We start from the raw sequence: 16820 nt of genomic DNA, 5'->3' as shown, positions 1-16820 counted from the left end.
TGGTGTCCTGGTCATTGGGCGTCGCGTACGGCGAGGGCGCGGCGGAGGTCGTCGATCTGGTCGGTGAGTTTGCGGCGCAGTGCGGGGGTGAGTGCGGGGTTGTCGAGGGCTTTCTCGCCGAGGTGGATGCTGTCGGGGTCGACGGCGTGGGTGGGGAAGGCGTGGTGTCCGGCGGCTTCGGCGATGGCGGGGCCGCGGCGTGCGGCGAGTGCGATGGCGTCGGGGTAGTAGCGGGCGATGTAGGGGTGGAGGAGTTCACTCTGTTCGGGCTGCCAGAAGCCTTGGGCGGTGGCGGTGAAGAGGTAGTTGGACAGGGTGTCGTCGGTGAACATGGCTTGCCAGGCGGCTGCTTTGGCGCCGGGGGTGGGGAGGGCGGCGCGGCAGCGGGCGGCGCCTTCCTGTCCGGTGGCGCTGGGGTCCTCGTCGAGTTCGTGGGCGATGGTGGTCTCGTCGGTGGCGCCGAGGACGGCGAGGCGGGTGAGGATGCGCCAGCGGAGTTCGGGGTCGAGTTCGGGTCCGCCGGGGACGGTGCCTTCGCGGAGCCAGTCCTGGATGGTGTCGGGCTGGGTGGCGGCGTCGATGAAGTGGCGTACGGCGGTGAGGCGGAGGCCGGGGTCGGGGCTGCCGGGGGTGGTGCCGGGGCCTTGTTCCCAGTCCTTGGCGGTGAGTCCTTCGGTGCGGCGCAGGAGGTCGCGGCAGAGGGAGGTGAGGGTGGCGAGGGCGGTGGGCCGGTCCTGGGGGGTGAGGTAGCGGTCGGCGATGTGGGTGGAGGCGAAGCCGAGGACGCCTTGGACGAGGGCCAGGTCGGTTTCGTAGGGGAGGTGGGTGCGGGCCGCGGTGAGGTGGACGGTGGGGTGGAGCTGGCCGTCGCGGACCATGTCGCGGGCGGTGTTCCAGAGGAGGGCGCGGGTGAGGGGGTCGGGGATGCCGGTGAGGTGGGTGAGGGCGGTGTCCCAGGAGTCGGGGTCGAGGCGGATCTTGGCGTAGGTGAGGTCGTTGTCGTTGAGGACGACGAGGTCGGGGCGCCGGCCGGGTTGGGTGGTGGGGGTGCCGTCCTGGGGGATGTCGAGTTCGAAGCGGTGGCGCAGGGTGAGTTGTTCGCTGCCGGTGTGGGTGTCGAGGCTGTGGTCGTAGGTGCCGACGATGATGCGGTGGGGTCGGTCGCCTGCGTGGTCGACGGTGAGGTTCCAGCTGTTGCCGGTGTTTTCGACGTGGGCGGTGAGGGTGTCGACGCCGGTGGTGCGGAGCCAGGTGGTGGCCCAGGTGTGGACGTCGCGGTCGGTGGCGGTGGCGAGGTTGTCGATGAAGTCGGCGAGGGTGGCGTTGGCGAATTTGTGGCGGGCGATGTGGGTGTTGATTCCGGCGAGGAAGTCTTTTTCGCCGAGCCAGGCGACGAGTTGGCGGAGTGCGGAGGCACCCTTGGCGTAGGAGATGCCGTCGAAGTTGAGGAGGGCGGAGGCGGTGTCGGGGACGGCGTCGGGGTCGGGTGCGACGGGGTGGGTGGTGGGGCGCTGGTCGGCGTCGTAGCCCCAGCCCTTGCGGGAGACGCCGAAGTCGGTCCAGGTGTCGGTGAAGCGGGTGGCTTCGGTGAGGGTCTGGTAGCCCATGTACTCGGCGAAGGACTCGTTGAGCCAGATGTCGTCCCACCAGGTGAGGGTGACGAGGTCGCCGAACCACATGTGGGCCATCTCGTGGGCGATGACCATGGCGCGGGTCTGGCGTTCGGTGTCGGTGACGGCGGAGCGGTAGAGGAATTCGTCGCGGAAGGTGACGAGTCCGGGGTTCTCCATGGCGCCGGCGTTGAATTCGGGGACGAAGGCCTGGTCGTAGGAGTCGAAGGGGTAGGGTTCGTCGAATTTCTCGTGGTAGCGGTCGTAGCAGGCGCGGGTGATGCCGAGGATCTCGTCGGCGTCGTCGTCGAGGTGGGGGGCGAGGGAGCGGCGGCAGTGGATGCCGAAGGGGAGGCCGGCGTGGTGGGTGGTGACGGAGTGCCAGGGGCCGGCGGCGACGGCGACGAGGTAGGTGGAGATGGGCGGGGTGGGTGCGATGGTCCAGCGGCCGTCGGGAGCCTGGGTGGTGGTGCCGTTGCCGAGGACGGTCCAGCCGGTGGGTGCGGTGACGGTGAGGTCGAATACCGATTTGAGGTCGGGCTGGTCGAAGGCGGCGAAGACGCGCTGGACGTCTTCCATGAAGAGCTGGGTGTAGACGTAGGTCTCGCCGTCGGCGGGGTCGGTGAAGCGGTGCATGCCTTCGCCGGTGCGGGAGTAGCGCATGGTGGCGTCGACGGTGAGTTCGTGGGGGCCGGCGGTGAGGCCGTCCAGGGGGTAGCGGTTCTCGTCGAGGCGGCCGGGGTCGAGGGGGTGTCCGTCGAGGCTGAGGGAGCGCAGGTTCTCCGGCTTGATCTCGACGAAGGTGTCTCCGGCCGCGTGGGCGGTGAACCGGATGGCGGTCCTGGAGTCGAAGGTCTCGTCGCCTGTGGTGAGGTCGAGTTCGACCGTGTACCTGTGTACGTCGAGGAGTTGGGCTCGGGTCTGCGCTTCGTCGCGCGTCAGTACGGACATGGCGCCCATGCTGCCGTACGGTTCCGGGGCTGTGCAGTGGGGTTCTCGCAGGGCTGACGGCGGGCGGCGGGGGTTGTCCGGCCGCCCGGGGAGCGGTGCCCGGCGACGCGGAGCCTCTGGCTCGGGCGGCCCCGGCTCCTGTGGCCTCCGGGGCGCGTGGCTCCTGGCCCGGACGGCCCCGGCGCCCGGGGCTGTGCGGCCCGGCGCCCGTGGCCTCGGGATGCGTGATCCCCGGGATGTGTGGCCCCGGGGCGCCGGGGCGGGCCGGCCGTGGGGTCAGGCGCCGGGGGGAACGGATTCCTCGGCGATGCGCTCGTGGTGGCGGATGACCTCGGCGACGATGAAGTTCAGCAGCTTCTCGGCGAAGGCCGGGTCCAGCTTGGCGCTCTCGGCGAGCTGGCGCAGCCGGGCGATCTGGCGGGCCTCGCGGGCGGGGTCCGCGGGTGGCAGGTGGTGCTCGGCCTTGAGGTGGCCCACCTGCTGGGTGGCCTTGAAACGCTCGGCGAGCATGTGGACGACTGCGGCGTCGATGTTGTCGATGCTCTCGCGCAGCCGGTTCAGTTCGGCGGTGACGTACTCGTCGATGTCGCTCGTGGTCATGGTCAGCGAGCTTAGACCGTCCGTGGGGTGAGCGACGGCGGGTGCGGGTGGTGCCCCGTTTCCTGTTCGGCGGCCGGTCGGCAGGAGTGTGCTCGGCCTGCGCCGTCGTCGGGGAGCCGGCTGTGGCACGGTCGCGCCGCCCGTTCCGGGCCGGCCGCCGCGGCACGGAGTGCGCTCGTGGTGGTGGGCCGTGCCGGCGGATCGACAAGGGGGTGACGTCCGTCGTCCGGACCGTCCGCCGTGCGGCGGGGCGTGAGCGGCCGGGCGGGATGAGGGGATGGGACCCGGGGGGTGCCGGGACGCGATGCTGAGGGCCGTTCACGGATCCCGTGCACAGCTCGAATCTCGCGTACAGGAGCGTATGAGCACGACGGGTGACTTCAGCGTGGGGGACGACCACTTCCTGCTCGACGGGAAACCGGTGCGGTTGCTTCGGGGGCACTGCACTATTTCCGGGTGCACGAGGCGCAGGGGGAACACCGCTTGTCGATGATGCGGGCGATGGGTCTCACCTGTGCGGAGACGTATGTGCCGTGGAACCTTCATGAGCCGCGGCCGGGTGTGTTCCGGGATGTGGGGGCGGTGGGCCGGTTCCTGGACGCGGTGCACGGAGCGGGGCTTGTGGCGATCGTGCGGCCGGGTCCGTACATCTGTGCCGAGTGGGGGAACGGTGGGCTGCCGGCCTGGGTGACGGGGCGGTTCGGCCGGCGGGTGCGGACCGGGGACGCGGGGTACGGGGCTGGGCCGTTACTGGTCGGTGGAGCCGGGGCGGACGCTGTATGTCCCGGGGCCCGTGCTCCGTGAGGGGGCCAACGAGGTGTGGGTGCTGGAGCTGGAGGAGGCCGGGGAGCCGTTCGTGGGGCTGGGCCCGGGGGCGCCCGTCAGGACGGGTGCCCCCGGGGGGTGTTGCGGGGTGAGTGGGGTCAGAGGCCCGCGGCGGCCGATGCGATGGTGGAGGCGAAGGCCGACACCTGGGTGTACACGCCGGGGTAACCGGGCCGTGCGCAGCCCTGGCCCCAGCTGACGATGCCGACCTGGATCCAGGCTCCGGCGTTGTCCTTGCGGAACATGGGACCGCCGGAGTCGCCCTGGCAGGTGTCCACGCCGCCGGTGCTGACGTATCCGGCGCAGATCTCCTCGCTGGGGACGAGGTCGCTGCCGTAGGCCTGCCGGCAGGTGGTGTCGGAGACGTAGGGGACGGTGGCCTTGAGGAGGTGGCGCTGCTGGCCGCCGCCCTCGGTGGCGGCGCCCCAGCCGGCGATGGTGAAGGTGCCGGTGTCGTAGGCGGTGGTGGTGGCGATCTTCAGGGTGGGCTGGTTGATGGGCTGGGCGAGCTTGATCAGTGCCCAGTCCTTGCCGACGCCGTTGTAGCCGGGTGCCTGGAGGACCTTGGTGGAGCGGACCTTGACGGCGGAGGACGACTGGAGGTCGGCGACTCCGGCGGTGGCGGTGATGGAGGTGTTGTTGCCGGATCCGCTGACGCAGTGGGCGGCGGTCAGGACGATGGTGGGACTGTAGAGGGCGCCGCCGCAGCCCATGGAGAGCCGGACCATGAAGGGGAACTCGCCCTGGGCCGCGCGGGTTCCGCCGACGACGGGTGCGGGGGCGGCGGAGGCGTTCGACGGCTGGAGGCTGAGGGTGGCGAGTGCGACCGCGGCTATGACGGAGCATCTCTTGAGGGTGCGCAGGAGTTGTTTCATGGGCTGTGCCTGCTTTCGGTGGGGGGTCGATGGGGGTGTTCGTGCAGGCGTGCGGGCGTGCGTGTCCTGGTCAGGGGCACAGGCCGGTCAATTTTCGGCATGCTCCCGACAAGAGCCATCCGATTATCGGGAAGCGATCACCGCTGTCACAAGGCAGGGTTTCCGGCCAAGATCACTGGTCGGTCCTTGGCCGGTTTCCCGCGAACCGGCCTGGAGTGAAGGTCCGTCGAGCGCCGTTGACGGGGTTCGGGCATGAGTGACGGCAGCGAGGTGGGCGGCGGTCCGGTCGTCCATGGATTCCCGCATCTCGACGCGGTCCGGTCCGCGGTCACCGCGCTCTACCGGCGGCTCTCCCCCGACGGCGTGCGTGCCTACGGCACGAGCCTCGCCCCGGCCGACGCCGCCTTCCGCGACGTGGACGACCTGCACCTCGGCGCCCAGCGGGTGGCCGGCGCCCTGGTACGGCACCTCCGCCTGCCGCAGGCCCGCATCATCGTCGGCTTCCGGCGGATGGAGCATGCCGCGAGCGTCGAACTCACCGCCGGGCCGGAGTACTTCGTCGAGCTCAACGACCGTTTCCGTACGCACCGCAGGGACATCGGGGCCGCGCTGGCGCACGAGATCACCCATGTGCTGCTGCACCGGCTGGGGCTGGAGCTCCCCGGCACCCACGACAACGAGATCCTCACGGACACGGTGACGGCCTATCTCGGTGCGGGCTGGCTGCTGCTGGACGCCTTCCGTCAGGACGCGGTCTCCAGCCAGAAGCTCGGCTATCTCACACCCGAGGAATTCGGATACGTACTCGCCAAGCGCGCGCTGGTCTTCGGTGAGGACCCGTCCGTGTGGTTCACCAGCCCTCAGGCGTACACGGCGTACACCAGGGGCCGGGCCGAGGCCCTGCGCGACCTGCGCCGGCCACCGCTGGCGGCCGCGGGGTGGGCGGGCAGGCGCCGCTATGCCAGGGACCGCCCTCATGCCGGGGACCATCCTGGTGCGGTACGCGACCCGTCCGCCCCCTACGCCTTCGAGGACGGGGCCGACGGGCTCCGGGTCTCCTTCGCCTGCCCCACCTGCCACCAGCGCGTCCGGGTCCCGGTCCGGGGCCGGACACGGGCCCGGTGCGGGCTGTGCCGCACGGTCCTGGAGTGCGACACCTGAAGATCGTCCGGCTCCGGGACGGCCGTAGGGTCGGGGTATGACAAATGATCCGGTTGGGGGTGCAAGCAGCCTTTTCGAGGCGTTGCACGACGACGAGGACGCCGTCGTCCGGGCACTCCGTGCGGGTGCGTCCGCCGAGTCGAGCGACGAGGACGGGACGACCGCGCTGTATCTGGCGTCCGTGCAGGACCTGCCCGGAGCGGTCCGGCTGCTTCTGGCGGCGGGGGCGGACCCGGACCGGGCGAGCGGCCCGGAGAAGGGCGACCTCCCCCTGTGCGGTGCGGCGTGCGGCGGTCATGCCGAGGTCGTCGGGGCGCTCCTGTCCGCCGGGGCGAAACCGGATCTGAGCGAGGAGTTCGGTTTCACCGCGCTGCGCTGGGCGGCGGGCCTGGGCCACGCGCGGGTGGCGGAGGCCCTCCTCGCCCATGGCGCGGACCCGGAACTGCCCGGCCCGCAAGGGGAGGTCCCGCTGGTGGTCGCGGCCCGGCGGGGATCGGTGCACACCGTGCGCGCCCTCCTCCGGCACGGTGCCCGCAGCCTGTCCCCCGCACTGGAGGAGGCCCGGCGCATGCTCACCCTGGACGTGGAGCAGGAACTCCGGGACACGCTGCGGCGCGCCTACGGGGACGACGGGGGGTACGGGAGTGCGGTGCGCCGCGCACCGGCGGACGGCGGGGTGACCGTCACGGTCGAACTGCTGCGGGACGGGGAGCCGTTCGCGTCGCAGGACCTGCAGACGGGGCACGGGGCGATCGCGACGCTCCTGGAGAACGAGCTGGGCCTGCGGGCCCCGTTCGAGGAGCTGGCCGCCCGGGCGCTGCGCGGCGGGGGTCCCGGGCTGGACAACTGGCTGGTGGCGGTCGGGACCCTGTGGCTGCGCGGCGACGAGGAGACGTTCCGGTCCGCGGCCGCGTGGACGGTGGGCGAGGACCCGCTGCGGCAGGCGTTCGGCGTGGACGTGCTGGCGCGGCTCGGGTTCCACACCGGCGGAAAGCCGTTCGCCGCCCGGGCGGTTCCGCTGCTGCGGGAGGTGGCCGGGGCCGCGGCCCCGGCGCCGGCCGCCGCCGCGGCGCGGGCGCTCGGCCGCTACGAGGGGCGGGACCCGGACACGCAGGAACCCGCCCCGGGATGAACTCGGTCGTCCGCCGGGTTTTTGACGCACCGGGGCCGTGGTGGCCGGTGCGCCCCGGACCTCCTGGCCGGGGGCCGGGAACGGTCGACGTGCGCACGCGTCCCGGACGGACCCGATCGGCCGGATCGGCGTCGCGCTCTCCTGACGTGGGCGGCTCCGACCGGTCAGGTGAGGCGGTCGGCCTCGTCGAGCAGATAGCGGCGCTCTACCTGATTGGCCGTCAGGGAAGCCGCCTCGCGGTACAGTTTCGCCGCGCCGGCCGCGTCGCCGGTCATCTGCAGCAGGTGGGCGCGCACCGCGCGCTCCCGCTGCCGGGTGAGGGGGTCCTGCCCCAGCCCATGGCGCCGATCGAGGTCGTCGAGCAGTGCTGTCCCCCGGTCCGGCCCGTAGGCCTGGGCGACCGCGACCACCCGGCTCAGGCGCACCGGCGCGGTGGGGGTGAGGCGTTCGAGCCACAGGTACAGCATCGCGATCTGCGGCCAGTCCGTCCGTTCCGGTGTCCCGGCCGCCGCGTGCAGGGCCGCGATCGCCGCCTGCAGCTGGTACGGACCCGTCGCCCGCCGGCTCCAGACGCCGTCGATCAGCCGGGTGCCCTCGCGGATCAGATCGCGGTTCCAGCGCGTGCGGTCCTGCTCCTCCCACGGCACCAGCCCGCCGTCGTCACCGATGCGGGCCGCCCGCCTCGACTCGATGAGCAGCATCAGTGCCAGCAGGCCGGTCACCTCGGCGTCGTCCGGCACCGTGCCGGCGAGCATCCGGGTCAGCCGGATCGCCTCGGCGGTCAGGTCGGTACGGGCGAGTTCATGACCGGCGGAGGCGGTGTAACCCTCGTTGAAGACCAGGTAGAGAACCCGCATGACGGCGGCCATGCGGGTGTGCCGGTCGTCTGCGGTCGGCGCGGTGAAGCGGGCTCCGCTGCGGGCCAGTTGCTGTTTGGCGCGGCTGATCCGCGTCCCCAGAGTGGTCTCGGTCGTTCCGTAGGCGTGCGCGATCTCGGCGGTCGTGAGACCGCCCACGGCGCGCAGGGTGAGCGCCACCTGGGAGGCGGGGCTCAGGGCGGGGTGGCAGCAGAGCAGCAGGAGGGTGAGGCCGTCGTCGGTCTCCTGCGCCGGGCCGCCCTGGCGGGCCGGTTCCTGCATGGCCAGTTCGGCCGTGCCTGCTTCCTTTTCCCTTCGGCGCCGTGCCTGATCGGAGCGGAGCAGGTCGACCATCCGCCGGTAGCCGACCCGGATCAGCCAGCTGCGCGGATTCTCCGGCACACCCTCGGCGGGCCACGTCCGGCTCGCCGCGAGCAGCGCCTCCTGTACGGCGTCCTCGGCGATGTCGAAACGGCCGAAGCGCCGTGTCAACGCGCCGAGCACCTGCGGCGCTTCGGTGCGGAGCAAGGGTTCGAGGTCCGTGACCGGTCCGCGGTTCACCGGCCGGTGCGGCGCGCTGTCCGCGCCGGGCCTCGCGCGGGGCGGCCGGTCACGCCGTGAAGTCCTCTCCCATGACGGGCCGGACCTCGATCGGCTCGCCCAGCACCTCCACGATCCGCGAGGCGATCTCCAGGGCCCGTTCCCGGCCGGCCACGTCGATGACGGCGAAACTGGCCAGGACCTCCTTGAGCTCGGCGAACGGTCCGTCGGTCAGTGTCACGCCGTCCGGGGACCGGTGCACCGTGGTACTGACCGCCGGGTGGCCCAGGCCCTCGGTGCTGACGAGTTCCCCGGTCCCGAGGAGTTCCTTCTCGAATTCCCGGTATGTGGCGAAGGCGGCCAGCGCCTCCTCCGTGGGCACATCAGCGGTCGCGGCGTCCCAGGCGGCGGCCGACGTGTATCCGAGCAGCAGGTACTTCACGGGTCCCCTCTCCGATCGTGCTCGGCGATAGTAGGGCAGGTCAGCGCGTGCTGCACGGGGAGAGCACGAGGACGGTCGTCCAGGTGGCGGCGAGCGGACCGTTCACGGTGGTCCGGACGCTCATGTGGTCCGCCGGCACGGGCAGTACCAGCGCGAGCCAGGTGGCACCGTCGAGCACGGCCGGGAGGACGGCCCGGCGGCCCACGCACCGCGCGGTGAGCACGACGGCGGCGGACATCAGGGCGCTGTGGGCGGCGACCACCGAGGCCGAGTGCGCGACGCTGTGCCAGGACATCCGGACGAGCGGCTGGTCCGGTGCGCCGACCGGGAAGCCGTTCTCCGGATCCGTGGGCAGGAGGCCGGAGGTGACCGGCCCGGCGCCGGGGATCCCGACAGGGATCGGCAGCGCTCGGCGCCCGCCTCCTCCGGTCGGTGTGCGCCCGACGTCGGCAGCCGGCGCGAGTACGCCGGGGCCTGCGAGCACGAACGTCGAGATCTGGATCCACCCGGCACCTCCGGTGGCGAGCCGGCTGGTCAGGTGCCTGGTGACGCCGGAACCCTCGCGGGTGGCCGTCTGGATGCCGGCCGAGGCGAAGAGCGCCGGTCCGGCGAGTGCTCCGGCGAACAGCGGGCGATCCGAGCGGCGGACGACGGGGACGGCGGTGGTGGTGACAGCGGCTGTCATGACTTCCTCCTTCGGGGTCTGCGGGCTACCTCGTGGCCGGATCCGTGATCTCGACACCCTTTCCGTGTGACCCGCATCACGCACGGGAGGTGTCAAGAACAGGCCGCCGGCTTCGAGGTAGCCGTGAGAACCCGTCAAGGAGGACGAAATGACTGAGACCATCCGGCCGAGCGCCGAGCTGAAGGCCCTGGACCGCCTGGTCGGCACCTGGGCCGTGACCGGCGGCGCCGAGGGGACCGTGCGGTACGAGTGGATGCCCGGCCGGTTCTTCCTGAGCCAGCACGTCGAGCTCATCCAGTACGGCGAGCCGGTCAGCGGCCTGGAGGTGATCGGAAACCTGCGCCCGTTCGGCGAGCCGGCCGGCGCGGACGTGGTGTCGCGGTTCTACGACTCGAACGGCAACACCTTCGACTACGTCTACGAACTGAACGGCGACAGGCTCACCATCTGGGCCGGGGCGAAGGGCGGCCCCGCGTTCTACGAGGGCACCTTCGACGCCGACGGCACCACGGTGTCCGGCGACTGGGTCTACCCGGGCGGGGGTGGATACACATCGACCATGACCAGGATCTGAGACCGGCCCGCAACAGCGTGGGCCAGGCGGCCCGGCCGTAGCCGGCCGCACCGGGCGGGCCGTCGCCGGGCGGCGGCTTCACGCGGCTCCGGCTGCGGGCCGTAACACCTGGGCCGGAGGCCGAGTGGGGGCGGAGCACCGGCCGAGCGGCGGGCCCGTTCAAAACGGATGCAGCTCATGCCCGGCGGCCAGCCGCCCGGAGGCCGGATACGCGGTCCTCCCGGACGAGGTCGCAGCCCGCCGCTCGGCCGGAACCGGGCATCGTCACCGAGGGTGATGCGAGCTGCTGCCCAGGATTCCGGGGGCCTCCGGCGCCGGGGTCGTGGCGTGACCGGGCCATGCCGTCCGGGGTGCGTCCCGGAGGCGGGCACGGGGTGCGGTGACCGGCGGGACCGGTCACCGCACCCCAGGGCTATGCCGCCCGGCGACCGCGGCCCGGAGCGCTGCCGCGTCCCGTGCCGCCGGCCCGGCCGGCGCCGGCACCACGGGCGGCACCGCCGCCGGACCCACCACGAGCCGCACCGCCGGCCGCACCACCGCGGGCGGCGCCACCGGCGCCGCCCTGCGCGGCGCCCGGGCCCGCGCCCGTCCCACCGCGCCGGCCACGTCCCCGGCTGCCCGAGCGGAAGGCTCCGCCGACCGCCGAGCCCGGTCCCTGCCCCGTGCCGCGTGTACGCGGCTTGGGCTGCGCCGGCTGCGGCACCTCGATGACGATCGCGACGCCGGAGGGCTCACGGGCACCTGTGATCCGGCTGAGCTCCTCGTCGCTGGACTTGACCCGGGTGGTGCGCGGCGCGATGCCCGCGTCCTGCATCAGCCGGGTCATCTCGCGCTTCTCCTCGGGCAGCACGAGCGTGACGACGCTGCCGGACTCCCCGGCGCGCGCGGTGCGCCCGCCGCGGTGGAGGTAGTCCTTGTGGTCGGTCGGCGGGTCCACGTTGACGACCAGGTCCAGGTCGTCGATGTGGATGCCCCGCGCCGCCACGTTCGTCGCGACGAGCGCGGTGACCTGGCCGTTCTTGAACTGGTCCAGCGTCCGGTTGCGCTGCGGCTGGGACCGGCCGCCGTGCAGGGCCGCGGCCCGTACACCGCTGGCGAGGAGCCGCTTGGCGAAGCGGTCCGCGGCACGCTTGGTGTCCACGAACATGATCACCCGGCCGTCACGGGCGGCGATCCGGGTGGCGACGGCCTTCTTGTCCGTCTCGTCCGCCACGTGCAGCACATGGTGCTCCATGGTGGTGACGGCTCCGGCCGACGGGTCGACCGAGTGCACGACCGGGTCGGTGAGGAACATCTTCACCAACCGGTCGATGTTCTTGTCGAGGGTCGCGGAGAACAGCATGCGCTGCCCGTCCGCCTCCACCTGCTTGAGCAGTGCGACGACCTGAGGCATGAACCCCATGTCGGCCATCTGGTCGGCTTCGTCCAGGACGGTGATCGAGACCTGGTCGAGCCGGCAGTCGCCGCGCTCGATGAGGTCCTTGAGCCGGCCCGGCGTGGCGACGAGCACCTCGGCGCCGCGGCGCAGCGCGCCGGACTGCCTGCTGATCGACATGCCGCCCACGACGGTGGCGACGCGCAGGTTGACGGAGGTGGCGTACGGGGTCAGCGCGTCGGTGACCTGCTGGGCGAGCTCGCGGGTGGGGACGAGGACGAGTGCCAGCGGGGCGTGCGGCTCGGAGCGGCGTCCCGCGGTGCGGGCGAGCAGCGCCAGGCCGAAAGCCAGGGTCTTGCCGGAGCCGGTGCGGCCACGGCCGAGGATGTCCCGGCCGGCCAGCGAGTTCGGCAGGGTGGCGCCCTGGATGGGGAAGGGGTCGGTCACGCCCTGTGCGGCGAGGGTCTTCAGCAGCGCTGCGGGCATGTCCAGCTCGGCGAACGCGTCGACGGCGGGCAGGGCGGGGGTCAGGGTCTCCGGCAGGGCGAACTCTCCGCCCTGGGCGGGCACGGGCCTGCGGCGGGCCGGCGCCTTGCCGGATCCTCGGGTGTTCGCCTGAGCCCGGTCCGGGCCGCGCCCCTTTGTCGGGCGGCTGCGGGTCGGACGGTCCTGGCGTTCGGAGCGGGTCATACGGAATTGCCCTCCTGGGGGATTCCTGGGATTACTGCCGACTGCTGCGGACTGCTTGATGTGCGCCCCAGGATGCAAGCACAGAGCAGGTGTCCCGGTTGCGGTGGCGAACCGGGGAAGGACGAGCCGGAGACAGCACAAACCGGGGCCCGCACCTTCACGGTGCGGGCCCCGGCTGCGAGGTACGCGTCCGGCAATTAGGCCGGGACGATGTTCTCCGCCTGCGGGCCCTTCTGGCCCTGCGTGACGTCGAAGGAGACCTTCTGGCCCTCCTGGAGCTCACGGAAGCCCTGGGTGGCGATGTTGGAGTAGTGGGCGAAGACGTCGGCGCCGCCGCCGTCCTGCTCGATGAAGCCGAAACCCTTTTCCGAGTTGAACCACTTCACGGTTCCAGTAGCCATGTCATTCTCCTAAAAGAGGTGCAGTGCCGGAAATCCGCACTTTACGAATTCCAAGTCGCCGCATTGAGCCCCATCCGGAGAAAGCCGGAAAACAATAAAGCGCCTGAGGAGGGTTCCCGTCAGGCGCACATAAAGTTCATGGGTACCAAAACTGCAACTCGGCAACCGTAGCACGTTCTGTCGGCGAACGGCAGATCATGTTGCTCCGGCGCGCCGGAGATCCTGCCGAGCAACGCGGCGGCGGGGACCGGCCACGGCGGCCTCCACAATCGCTCGCGGGTGTCCCCCGACCTGCTCCCCCAAGGGTTTTGGGCACTTCACCGGGCAACGGAGTCATTCATTCCGCCGGGGTCCCGGAGCGGTCCGCAAGGGGCTGCGGGCTCCGCGCACGGAGAGATGGTTCACCTGAGTGCCGTAGCGGTGCGCGCCCGGACCACGCACCGCGGGCAGGCGGATCCGTCGCAGGCCTTGCACCGAACGGGCGTCATCCGGCGCGAGGCCGTCCAGGAGGAGCGCGAGGTACGGGTGGGGCGAGGTCCCCGGGCTCGTGGCCGCAGCCCGCCCCCTGGCAGGAGGCCGCGCCCCGGACCGCGTCGCGGACGAGGTGCCGGGCGGGCCGAGGGCCGGGCCGGTCCGGAACGCCCGTCGGCGATCCTGCGGACGGCGGCGTGTCCCTGTACGGCGAGGACCCGTGCGGCGAAGACCGGCGGTCCGGGTCGGCGCTCGGGCCGGGAAGCCGTCTCGGACTTCTTCCGTGGGCACCCCCCTCGTCCGCCCGGCCACGCGGCGCCCCGCACCACGTGGCCGCAGGTCAGAAGGTCACGACTCGCGGACAGGACTGTCGTCCCCGCCCCTGCGCAGGGTGCGCAGCGGGTGGCCGGGGCGCCAGACCCGTACGACGAGGTCGTCGCCGTCGAGGCCGGTGCGGACCACCTCCGCGAGCTCGGCGCGGAAGAGGAGGAAGGGCTCCGGCGGGGTCACCTCCTCGACGAAACGGGCCAGCACGGCGGCGTCGGTGACCTCCACCGCCCGCCCCGAGACGCGGACGTCCCCGTCGGCCATCCCCGCGTCCGGCCCCGGGTTGGCCTGGAGGGCGAAACGCGGATCACGCCGCAGGTCCAGCGCCTTGCGGGAGTTCGGCATCATGCCGAACCACAGCGCGTCCATCCGGAACTCCACCTCCAGACCGGTGACCCGGGGCGAGCCGTCCACGCGCAGGGTCGCGAGGACGTGGTGCTTGTACTGCTGGAACCGTTTCCGTACGGCTTCGGCGAAGGCCGGTTCCGCCGCGCGGAAGTCCTGCCACGAACCAGGTGTCTCGCTCGATGTCATGGGTGCCATCGAACCTCGTGATCAGGACATCTCCTGTCGTGTTTTCGTCGTGCGTCACCGGTTCGGGCGCCCTCGTCGCTGCTCCTCCGTCGGACCCGAGGGGCCGGGTACGAGGTGGGCGGCGGCCCGGCCGCCGCTCGTGCCGTGCTCCTCCGGGCGGGCACGGGCGCTCTCGTGGCGGCCTGTGATCGCCGGCGCCTGTCCCGCCTTCCCGTGCGGACCGGCGGCGGGCCCGCGGAGCCGGGCGGGCCGGTCATGCGGGTCTCCGGTCCCGGCGCGGGCTTCCGTCCGGGCGGCCGCGGGAGTTCCGGGCGTACGCGCCCCGGCACCCAGGTGCGCCGCTGTGCACCGGTGTTCGCTATCTTGAGCGCCGCCGCCCCCGGCGGCCCTCCTCCCCGTCGACGAACGAAGGAGCCGGCCATGGAGGCCGCCACCACGTGTTATCGCCACCCGTCGTACGAGACGTATGTGCGCTGCACGCGCTGCGACCGGCACATCTGCCCCGACTGCATGCGCGAGGCGTCGGTGGGGCATCACTGCGTGGAGTGCGTGCGGGAGGGGCAGCGTTCGGTCCGCCGGGCCCGCTCGGTGTTCGGCGGCGCGGTGCCGAACGCCGCGACGCCGGTCGTGACGTACGTGCTGATGGCGCTGAACACCGTCGCGTACGTCGTCGAGGTGGTCCGGTCCGGGACGGTGGAGCGTTTCGGGATGCTCGGGGCGGTGCTGGTCGATCCGTCGGGCGGGCGGTACTACTACAAGGGCGAGACCTATCCCGGCTTCGAGCTGAGCGGGGTGGCCGACGGGGAGTGGTACCGGCTGCTGACGGGCGCCTTCCTGCATCTGCCGCCCGACGCGTCGTTCGGTGTGATGCACCTGGTCTTCAACATGCTCGCGCTGTGGAACCTCGGCCGGGTCGTGGAGGAGCAGCTCGGCAGGGCGAGGTATCTGGCGCTGTACCTGCTGTCCGCGGTGGGTGGTTCGGTCCTGGTGTACCTGGTGTCGCCGGAGACGACCGCGGTGGGCGCCTCGGGGGCGGTCTTCGGTCTGGCGGCGTCCTTCTACGTCATCAGCCGGCGTCTGGGCCGGGACATGCGGGCGGTCAACCGCTTCATGGCGGGGTTCTTGGTGTGGATGGTCGTCTCCGCCGCGTTCACCTCGTGGGAGGGGCACCTCGGGGGTCTGGTGACCGGTGGGCTGGTGACCTACGGGCTCGCGTACGCGCCGGCGAGGCTGCGGACGTCGGCGGCGCAGCTGGCGGGCGGGGTGGTTCTGGTTCTGCTGCTGGCCGTGGTGGTCGCCGTGCGGACGGCCGCGCTGACCGGGGCCTGACGGCGAAGCCGCCGGCCCCTGACCTCGGGTCCGCCCTCTGAGATCATCGTCCCATGGTGAGGGATGTGGTGGTGGGGCGGCCGGAGGACGGGAGTCCGGGTGGCAGGGGGCCCGGTGGAGGGGTGCGCCGCGGTGTCCGGCGGCTGCATCCGCTCGACTGGCTGGCGGGCGCTCTGCTGGTCCTGGGCCTCCTCGCGGTGGCGACCGGGGTGCTGCCCCCGGGCCCGGCCGCGGACGAGATGCGGCGCGTCGGACCGTTGGTGGTGTTCCTGGGCACGGTGATCGTGATGGCCGAGCTGACGGGCCGGGCACAGGTCTTCGATGTGGTGGCGGCCTGGGTGGCACGGGCGGGGCGGGGGCGTTACCCGCTGCTCTTCGGGCTGTGCGTGGTGTTCGCCTCGCTCACCACGATCACGCTGAACCTCGACACCACGGCGGTGCTGCTCACCCCCGTCATGCTGGCGCTGGCCACCCGGCTGGGGATCGCGGCGCTGCCCCTGGCGATGACGACGGTGTGGCTGGCCAACACCGCGAGTCTGCTCCTGCCGGTCTCGAACCTGACGAACCTGCTGGCCGCGGACCGGGTGGCGCTCTCTCCGTCCGGATACGCCGCGGTGATGTGGCTGCCGCAACTCGCGTCGATCGCCGTGACGGCGGTGTGCCTGTGGGGCTTCTACTGGCGGCGCGGCCGCCGCGGCGAGGGCCAGGACCGGTACACCCCGCCGGATGCGCCGGTGGCCGAGGATCCCGTCCTGCTGCGGATCTGCTCGGTGGCCTGTGCGGGTTTCCTGCTGGCGATCCTGGTGGCGGACGTTCCGCTCTGGTCGGCGTCGCTGGCCGCGATGGTGGTCGTCGTGGCGGCGTTCGCCGTACGGCGCAGACAGGAGCTGGGGTGGTCGCTGGTCCCGTGGCGGCTGCTGGTGCTGGTGCCGGGGATGTTCCTGGTCGTGCAGACGGTCGACGCGCACGGCCTGCACGGGCTGCTGGAGTCCGCGCTCGGCTCGGACGACGGCTTCCTGGGGATGCTGCGGTCGGCGGCGGTGGGCGCGGGGCTGTCGAACGTCCTGAACAACCTGCCGGCCTATCTGGCGGGCGAGGCGGTCGTCCCGGTGGGGAACCGCGAGCAGTTGCTGGCTCTGCTGATCGGCGTCAATGTGGGACCGCTCGTCACCCCGTGGGCGTCGCTGGCGACGCTGCTGTGGTTCGAGCGGTGCCGCTGGCACGGGACGCGGATCGGCATGGGCCGGTTCCTCGGTACCGGTCTGGTGCTGTCGGTGACGGGCACCCTGGCCGCCGTGTCGACGCTGGCGCTGGCCGGCTGAGCCGTTCCGGGCCGGTGCGCATGAAGACGCGCCACGGCGCCTGCCCTTGTCCGGTCGGGGACGGGGCAGGCGCCGCGTTCAGTTCCGTACGCCGTTGTACGGGACGTCTGTGTGCCGTG

General features: G+C 72.3%; 15 protein-coding genes and 1 pseudogene. 7 read left to right on the top strand and 9 right to left on the bottom strand.

What is annotated here, in order from left to right; all coding sequences use genetic code 11:
• Positions 1-11: 11 nt before the first annotated feature.
• Positions 12-2561, bottom strand: coding sequence for an aminopeptidase N (gene pepN, locus ACF1FZ_RS07870; protein ID WP_391772488.1), 2550 nt, complete (start codon positions 2559-2561; stop codon positions 12-14).
• A 276-nt stretch (positions 2562-2837) separates the two neighbouring features.
• Entirely contained in the window at positions 2838-3161 is a 324-nt protein-coding gene (locus tag ACF1FZ_RS07865; RefSeq protein WP_391772487.1) for a chorismate mutase, read from the bottom strand.
• A 361-nt stretch (positions 3162-3522) separates the two neighbouring features.
• Between ACF1FZ_RS07865 and ACF1FZ_RS07860 the strand changes: the two are divergent.
• Positions 3523-3902 (top strand): annotated as a pseudogene (locus ACF1FZ_RS07860) (beta-galactosidase); the annotation flags it as partial.
• A 16-nt stretch (positions 3903-3918) separates the two neighbouring features.
• Positions 3919-4185 carry a hypothetical protein gene (locus ACF1FZ_RS07855; protein ID WP_391772486.1) on the top strand — a complete coding sequence of 89 codons (267 nt, stop codon included), beginning with the start codon at positions 3919-3921 and terminating at the stop codon, positions 4183-4185.
• Here the strand turns inward: ACF1FZ_RS07855 and ACF1FZ_RS07850 are convergent.
• Positions 4085-4861: a S1 family peptidase gene (locus tag ACF1FZ_RS07850; protein WP_391772485.1), complete on the bottom strand. Its 777-nt coding sequence runs from the start codon at positions 4859-4861 to the stop codon at positions 4085-4087. The genes ACF1FZ_RS07855 and ACF1FZ_RS07850 overlap by 101 nt on opposite strands.
• 252 nt (positions 4862-5113) lie before the next feature.
• On the opposite strand from ACF1FZ_RS07850, the gene ACF1FZ_RS07845 reads away from it, so the two are divergent.
• Positions 5114-6022 carry a hypothetical protein gene (locus tag ACF1FZ_RS07845; RefSeq protein ID WP_391772484.1) on the top strand — a complete coding sequence of 303 codons (909 nt, stop codon included), beginning with the start codon at positions 5114-5116 and terminating at the stop codon, positions 6020-6022.
• 37 nt (positions 6023-6059) lie between these two features.
• Entirely contained in the window at positions 6060-7154 is a 1095-nt protein-coding gene (locus ACF1FZ_RS07840) for an ankyrin repeat domain-containing protein (protein ID WP_391772483.1), read from the top strand.
• Positions 7155-7318: 164 nt separating this feature from the next.
• On the opposite strand, the gene ACF1FZ_RS07835 is transcribed toward ACF1FZ_RS07840, so the two are convergent.
• The 3 genes from ACF1FZ_RS07835 to ACF1FZ_RS07825 all read right to left on the bottom strand — a co-directional run bounded on the left by ACF1FZ_RS07835 (position 7319) and on the right by ACF1FZ_RS07825 (position 9678).
• Positions 7319-8539 (bottom strand): RNA polymerase sigma factor, encoded by a 1221-nt coding sequence (locus ACF1FZ_RS07835; RefSeq protein ID WP_391772482.1) that lies wholly within the window; start codon positions 8537-8539, stop codon positions 7319-7321.
• Positions 8540-8621: 82 nt separating this feature from the next.
• Positions 8622-8993 carry a YciI family protein gene (locus tag ACF1FZ_RS07830; protein ID WP_391772481.1) on the bottom strand — a complete coding sequence of 124 codons (372 nt, stop codon included), beginning with the start codon at positions 8991-8993 and terminating at the stop codon, positions 8622-8624.
• 40 nt (positions 8994-9033) lie between these two features.
• Entirely contained in the window at positions 9034-9678 is a 645-nt protein-coding gene (locus ACF1FZ_RS07825; RefSeq protein ID WP_391772480.1) for a DUF998 domain-containing protein, read from the bottom strand.
• Between the two features lie 148 nt (positions 9679-9826).
• On the opposite strand from ACF1FZ_RS07825, the gene ACF1FZ_RS07820 reads away from it, so the two are divergent.
• Positions 9827-10252, top strand: coding sequence for a hypothetical protein (locus ACF1FZ_RS07820; protein WP_391772479.1), 426 nt, complete (start codon positions 9827-9829; stop codon positions 10250-10252).
• A gap of 412 nt (positions 10253-10664) precedes the next feature.
• On the opposite strand, the gene ACF1FZ_RS07815 is transcribed toward ACF1FZ_RS07820, so the two are convergent.
• The 3 genes from ACF1FZ_RS07815 to ACF1FZ_RS07805 all read right to left on the bottom strand — a co-directional run bounded on the left by ACF1FZ_RS07815 (position 10665) and on the right by ACF1FZ_RS07805 (position 14059).
• Positions 10665-12317 carry a DEAD/DEAH box helicase gene (locus tag ACF1FZ_RS07815; protein ID WP_391772478.1) on the bottom strand — a complete coding sequence of 551 codons (1653 nt, stop codon included), beginning with the start codon at positions 12315-12317 and terminating at the stop codon, positions 10665-10667.
• Positions 12318-12514: 197 nt separating this feature from the next.
• Positions 12515-12718 (bottom strand): cold-shock protein, encoded by a 204-nt coding sequence (locus tag ACF1FZ_RS07810; protein WP_015607926.1) that lies wholly within the window; start codon positions 12716-12718, stop codon positions 12515-12517.
• 819 nt (positions 12719-13537) lie between these two features.
• On the bottom strand, positions 13538-14059 hold the full coding sequence (locus tag ACF1FZ_RS07805; protein WP_391772477.1) for a pyridoxamine 5'-phosphate oxidase family protein: 522 nt from the start codon (positions 14057-14059) through the stop codon (positions 13538-13540).
• 411 nt (positions 14060-14470) lie between these two features.
• On the opposite strand from ACF1FZ_RS07805, the gene ACF1FZ_RS07800 reads away from it, so the two are divergent.
• Both ACF1FZ_RS07800 and ACF1FZ_RS07795 read left to right on the top strand, forming a co-directional pair.
• Positions 14471-15379, top strand: coding sequence for a rhomboid family intramembrane serine protease (locus ACF1FZ_RS07800; protein WP_391772476.1), 909 nt, complete (start codon positions 14471-14473; stop codon positions 15377-15379).
• A gap of 53 nt (positions 15380-15432) precedes the next feature.
• On the top strand, positions 15433-16701 hold the full coding sequence (locus ACF1FZ_RS07795; RefSeq protein WP_391772475.1) for an SLC13 family permease: 1269 nt from the start codon (positions 15433-15435) through the stop codon (positions 16699-16701).
• Positions 16702-16820: the final 119 nt, after the last annotated feature.

It is taken from the genome of Streptomyces sp. NPDC014623 (assembly GCF_043088245.1).
Classification (GTDB): Bacteria; Actinomycetota; Actinomycetes; order Streptomycetales; family Streptomycetaceae; genus Streptomyces.
The sequence above is the reverse complement of the archived record's forward strand: the minus strand, read 5'-3'. Positions and strand labels throughout refer to the sequence as shown.

What these genes read in the sequence shown, in the direction of transcription:
- pepN (WP_391772488.1), bottom strand. Translation starts at nt 2,561, where the DNA reads ATGTCCGTACTGACGCGCGACGAAGCGCAGACCCGAGCCCAACTCCTC.
- ACF1FZ_RS07865 (WP_391772487.1), bottom strand. Translation starts at nt 3,161, where the DNA reads ATGACCACGAGCGACATCGACGAGTACGTCACCGCCGAACTGAACCGG.
- ACF1FZ_RS07850 (WP_391772485.1), bottom strand. Translation starts at nt 4,861, where the DNA reads ATGAAACAACTCCTGCGCACCCTCAAGAGATGCTCCGTCATAGCCGCG.
- ACF1FZ_RS07845 (WP_391772484.1), top strand. Translation starts at nt 5,114, where the DNA reads ATGAGTGACGGCAGCGAGGTGGGCGGCGGTCCGGTCGTCCATGGATTC.
- ACF1FZ_RS07840 (WP_391772483.1), top strand. Translation starts at nt 6,060, where the DNA reads ATGACAAATGATCCGGTTGGGGGTGCAAGCAGCCTTTTCGAGGCGTTG.
- ACF1FZ_RS07825 (WP_391772480.1), bottom strand. Translation starts at nt 9,678, where the DNA reads ATGACAGCCGCTGTCACCACCACCGCCGTCCCCGTCGTCCGCCGCTCG.
- ACF1FZ_RS07820 (WP_391772479.1), top strand. Translation starts at nt 9,827, where the DNA reads ATGACTGAGACCATCCGGCCGAGCGCCGAGCTGAAGGCCCTGGACCGC.
- ACF1FZ_RS07815 (WP_391772478.1), bottom strand. Translation starts at nt 12,317, where the DNA reads ATGACCCGCTCCGAACGCCAGGACCGTCCGACCCGCAGCCGCCCGACA.
- ACF1FZ_RS07810 (WP_015607926.1), bottom strand. Translation starts at nt 12,718, where the DNA reads ATGGCTACTGGAACCGTGAAGTGGTTCAACTCGGAAAAGGGTTTCGGC.
- ACF1FZ_RS07805 (WP_391772477.1), bottom strand. Translation starts at nt 14,059, where the DNA reads ATGGCACCCATGACATCGAGCGAGACACCTGGTTCGTGGCAGGACTTC.
- ACF1FZ_RS07800 (WP_391772476.1), top strand. Translation starts at nt 14,471, where the DNA reads ATGGAGGCCGCCACCACGTGTTATCGCCACCCGTCGTACGAGACGTAT.
- ACF1FZ_RS07795 (WP_391772475.1), top strand. Translation starts at nt 15,433, where the DNA reads ATGGTGAGGGATGTGGTGGTGGGGCGGCCGGAGGACGGGAGTCCGGGT.